A 4,116-nucleotide genomic window follows, 5' to 3' on the forward strand; every position below is an offset into this window, starting at 1 on the left:
GCCCCGGAACCGGTCATCGGTTCCGGGGCCGCCCCTTTCGCGTGCCGCGGCACGCCGCCTGGCAGCGCGCGGTCCCGACCGGGCGGGCTCTGGCTGCTCGGGACCCTGACTGCTCGCGGCTCTACCGGCCGTGCCCCGGTTGCTCGGGACCCTGGCTGGTCGCCTGCTGGCTGCTTTCGCGTGCCTGGCTGCTCCGGCGCCCGGCTCGCCCCGCCCCAGCCGCTCCAGCGGCGCGGTTGCTCCCTTGCGGCGCGGCTGCTCGCGCACGGCCTGGCGGATGCTCCGGCGTCCGGCTGGGTTCTGTGTCCTGCTGCTCCCGTGTTCGGCTGCTCCCGTGGTCGGGTGGTTCCGTGGCCCGGATGCTTCCGCGCCCGGTGGCTCGCGGACCCGGCCGCTCCCGTGCCCGGCTCGCCCCACGCCTCCCGCCCCGCCGGTACACGGTGGCGCGGCTGCTTCCGCGCGGCCCGGCTGTTCCCTGCTCTCTGGTCCCCAGGCCGCTTTCCCGACCGTCCGCAGGCCGCCCGGAGCCCTCGTCCGGACCTTCTCCGGGCCTCCGTACCGCGGGAAGTGACCGCCCGGAGAGGTCGCCGATGGTCCCGAAACGGACAGGCGTTGGTCCCCCGTCAGTGACAAGCGCCACAGGGCCGTTCAGCCTACTAACCGGAATAAGAGAAGCGCCCGGGACGGCGTCCGGGCCCTATGGGCCGGGGCGGCCGGGACTTTCGGCCCTGCGGACACACTCCGGGCGCATGGCCGCTCCTTGCCGGGTCGAACTGCGGTTAAACGTCTCCGTGCCGAGAGATCTTCGTCCGCTCACCGCGGCCGGACCCGCCGATCCGCCGGGACCCGTCCCGGACTTTCCCTACGACACCCCGTCGTAGATGGGCGTTTTGGGTGCTTCGACGTATCAGTTACCAATGAGTGGTCCGCCCGACCTGAACGGTTGGGTCCACTTACGTACGGAGATCTCACGTATGCAGAAGCACACCACGTCCCACGTGTCCCGCCGGTCCCCGCTTCGCACCCGCGCTGCGGTCGTAGCCGCCGGGCTCGGAGTGTCGGTCGCGCTGGGAGCCGGGGTCGCGGTCGCTGCCGACGCACACCCGGCCACCGCCGCCGCAGGGACCTCGAACGTCGCGACCGCGCTCGCCCACCAGGCCAGCGCCCAGTCCAAGGCCGCGCAGCACACCGCCAAGACGGCCAAGGCCACCAAGGCCGAAAAGGCCGCCGCGGCGAAGAAGGCCGCTGAGGCCTGGGTCTCGCCCGTCGCGCACCCCGTGCTCGGTGAGCCCTTCGGCGAGGCCGGCCACATGTGGTCCCACAAGCACTCGGGCCAGGACTTCGTCGTCCCGACCGGCACATCGGTCAAGGCCGCGCATGGCGGCACCGTCGTGAAGGCCGGCCCCAACGGCGGCGGCGACGGCCCGGCCTACGGCAACGCGATCGAGATCAAGCACAGCGACAACACGTACTCGCAGTACGCGCACCTGTCGGAGATCGACGTCCACATAGGCCAGACCGTGAAGACCGGCCAGGTCATCGCCAAGTCCGGTGCGACCGGCAACGTGACCGGCCCGCACCTGCACTTCGAGGTCCGCACGGGTCCGGACTACGGCTCGGGCTTCAACCCGATCCCGTTCCTGAAGGCCCACGGCGTCAAGTTCTGACGGCCGGCCCGGCGGGGAGCCGGTGGGGCGGAGCTAACGCCCCCGATCGGCATCCAGATGGGCCTGGGTCATGAGTTCGACGGCGACTTCGAGGACAGCCTTGCGCTTCTCCTCGGGGTCGCCGTCGACGTCTTTCAGCGCGAACGATCCCGCGTGCATGGTGAAGAGCGCGCTGTAGCAGCGGACCTGGTCGGCCAGTGAGGCGTCCGGTGCCCGGACCAGATCGATCAGGAGCAGCATCCGGTCCTTGAAGTTCTCGCCGACGCTCAGCTCCCGTACCGTCCCCTGGTTCTCCTGCATGAAGCGGAACAGCGGGGTCACGCCGCGGAGCGCCTCGCTGTAACGGCGCAGGACTTCCTTCTTCGTCTCCAGGCTGCGGGGCTGCGTCTGCCCCCAGGCGATGACTTCGTCGATGGGTGCCGAGAGGTCATGGAAGAGGCTGATGAGGATGTCTTCCTTGGTCTTGAAGTGGTAGTAGAGCGCAGCCTTGGTGACATCGAGTCTCTCCGCGATCTCCCGGAGCGAGGTCTTCTCGTACCCGTGCTCGGCGAAGAGCTCCAGCGCGACATCCTGGATCCGCTGGCGGGTGTTGCCTCTGCTGCCCATGGTGCTCTCCCGCAATACTTACTTGACGCCCGGCTAGTGCCAGGCTACCTTCTCTCAGTGTAATCAAACTAGCCGGGCGGCAAGTAAGTATCGGATCGGACCCGGCAGGTTCAGGGGAGTGGTGGGGTACGTGTCGGAAACCGCAGAACTGACGAGAGCGGAAGCGGGAGGCAAGGCCGAACCGCAGCCGCGCAGTGTCCGGGTGGTGCTGTTCGCGCTGATGATCGCGATGCTGCTCGCGATGCTCGACAACATGATCGTGAACACCGCGATGCCGACCATCGTCGGCGAACTGGGCGGACTGGCACATCTGTCCTGGGTGGTGACCGCGTACACGCTGGCCACGGCCGCGTCCACGCCCATCTGGGGCAAGATCGGCGACATGTACGGCCGCAAGGGCGCCTTCCTCTCCTCCATCGTGATCTTCCTGATCGGCTCCGCCGCGAGCGGTATGGCCCAGGACATGAGCCAGCTCATCGGCTTCCGGGCGATCCAGGGCCTCGGCGCCGGCGGTCTGATGGTCGGCGTCATGGCGATCATCGGCGATCTGATCCCGCCCCGTGAGCGCGGCAAGTACCAGGGCATGATGGCCGGCGTCATGGCCGTCGCGATGATCGGCGGCCCGCTCGTCGGCGGCGCCATCACGGACCACCTCGGCTGGCGCTGGACCTTCTACATCAACCTCCCGCTGGGTGCCGTCGCGCTCGCCATGGTCACCGCCGTGCTGCACCTGCCGAGGAAGCGCGCCCGCGGCCGGATCGACTATCTCGGCACGGCGCTGCTCACCATCGGCATCGTCTCGATCGTGCTGGTCACCACCTGGGGCGGTTCGCAGTACGCCTGGGGCTCGGCCATCATCATGGAACTGATCTTCATCGGCGTCGCCGCGCTGATCGGCTTCGTCTTCTGGGAGACCAAGGCCGCCGAGCCGATCGTGCCGCTGCACATCTTCCGCAGCCGGAACTTCTCGCTGATGTCGATCATCGGCTTCCTGACCGGTTTCGTGATGTTCGGCGCGATGCTCTTCCTGCCGCTGTTCCAGCAGTCGGTGCAGGGCGCGTCCGCGACCAACTCCGGGCTGCTGCTGATGCCCATGCTGCTGGCGATGATGGCCGTCTCGCTCGTCGCGGGCCGGATCACCACCAACACCGGCAAGTACAAGGTGTTCCCGGTCGCGGGCGGCGCCCTGATGGTCGTCGGGCTGTATCTGCTGTCCACGATGGACGTCCACACCACCCGTCTGACGACCGGCATCTACATGGCCGTGGTCGGCGCCGGTATGGGCTTCCTGATGCAGATCACCATGCTGGTCGCGCAGAACAGCGTGGAGATGAAGGACATGGGCGTCGCCTCGTCCTCTACCACCCTCTTCCGTACGCTCGGCTCCTCCTTCGGCGTCTCGATCATGGGCGCGCTCTTCACCAACAAGGTGCAGGACGAGATGGCCGCGCGGATGGGCAAGGGCGTCTCGCTCCCCTCGGCGCAGCTGGACGCGGCGAGCCTGGCGAAGCTGCCGGAGCAGGCCCGGGACGCGTACCAGTACGCGGTCGCCGCAGGCACCCACGGCGGGTTCCTGCTGGGCGCCGTCGCCGGAGTCGCGGTGATCGCGGCCGCCGTCTTCGTCAAGGAGGTGGCGCTGCGCGGCGGCCCCGAGGCCCCGGCCCCGGTGCAGGAGCTGTAGGCCGGGGGAGCGCGGTTCCTGCCCGCCCCGGTACGAAGAGAAGTGGGGGGCGCGGGGGGGGGGCGGCGGGGCCGGCCCCCCCGGGGTTGGGGTGGGGGGCGGGCGGGGGAAGCGGCGCCCCCGCGGACCCGTCGGGCCGGGCGCCGGGGCGGGGCAGGGGAG

Annotated in this window: 3 protein-coding genes; 2 read left to right on the forward strand and 1 reads right to left on the reverse strand. The window is 69.6% G+C overall.

Annotation, left to right across the window (positions count from 1 at the left end; all coding sequences use genetic code 11):
* Window positions 1-974: 974 nt before the first annotated feature.
* On the forward strand, window positions 975-1,667 hold the full coding sequence (locus ACFXBC_RS31225) for a M23 family metallopeptidase (RefSeq protein WP_385032066.1): 693 nt from the start codon (window positions 975-977) through the stop codon (window positions 1,665-1,667).
* Window positions 1,668-1,700: 33 nt separating this feature from the next.
* On the opposite strand, the gene ACFXBC_RS31230 is transcribed toward ACFXBC_RS31225, so the two are convergent.
* The gene (locus ACFXBC_RS31230) at window positions 1,701-2,273 is read right to left on the reverse strand and encodes a TetR/AcrR family transcriptional regulator (RefSeq protein ID WP_385032069.1); all 573 of its coding nucleotides are present in this window, start codon (window positions 2,271-2,273) and stop codon (window positions 1,701-1,703) included.
* Window positions 2,274-2,403: 130 nt separating this feature from the next.
* On the opposite strand from ACFXBC_RS31230, the gene ACFXBC_RS31235 reads away from it, so the two are divergent.
* A complete protein-coding gene (locus ACFXBC_RS31235; RefSeq protein ID WP_385032072.1) occupies window positions 2,404-3,954 on the forward strand; it encodes an MDR family MFS transporter in 1,551 nt (516 codons plus the stop codon).
* Window positions 3,955-4,116 lie beyond the last annotated feature (162 nt).

Source organism: Streptomyces sp. NPDC059398 (assembly GCF_042751845.1).
GTDB lineage: Bacteria > Actinomycetota > Actinomycetes > Streptomycetales > Streptomycetaceae > Streptomyces.

What these genes read in the sequence shown, in the direction of transcription:
- ACFXBC_RS31230 (WP_385032069.1), bottom strand. Translation starts at nt 2,273, where the DNA reads ATGGGCAGCAGAGGCAACACCCGCCAGCGGATCCAGGATGTCGCGCTG.
- ACFXBC_RS31225 (WP_385032066.1), top strand. Translation starts at nt 975, where the DNA reads ATGCAGAAGCACACCACGTCCCACGTGTCCCGCCGGTCCCCGCTTCGC.